The following is a 255-nucleotide window of genomic DNA, read 5'->3' as shown; positions in this document are numbered from 1 at the left end:
GCACCAAGAACATCCCCGGCATGATGCCCACAAGCTCCACGTGGATGTTTGCCAACAACGTGTTCCAGCTGCTTTCGTTCCTGGCTCAGGACGGCAAGATCGTGCTGGACAGGACCGACCCCATCATTGAATCCACGCTGAGCACCATTGACAAGCAGATTGTCCATCGGGGCGCGCGTGAAGCAATGGGCCTTTAATCATTAAAGAACGCCGGGCGCGGCCTGTTCCGCGCCCGGCGTTCCGGCATACAGGCCG

1 pseudogene is annotated in these 255 nt (G+C 59.2%); it reads left to right on the top strand.

What is annotated here, in order from left to right:
- Positions 1–197: pseudogene (locus tag V6C16_RS14820) on the top strand (NAD(P)(+) transhydrogenase (Re/Si-specific) subunit alpha); the annotation flags it as partial.
- Between the last annotated feature and the right edge of the window lie 58 nt (positions 198–255).

Source organism: Desulfovibrio sp. 1188_IL3213, from assembly GCF_036763145.1.
Lineage (GTDB): Bacteria > Desulfobacterota > Desulfovibrionia > Desulfovibrionales > Desulfovibrionaceae > Desulfovibrio.
The sequence above is the reverse complement of the archived record's forward strand: the minus strand, read 5'-3'. Positions and strand labels throughout refer to the sequence as shown.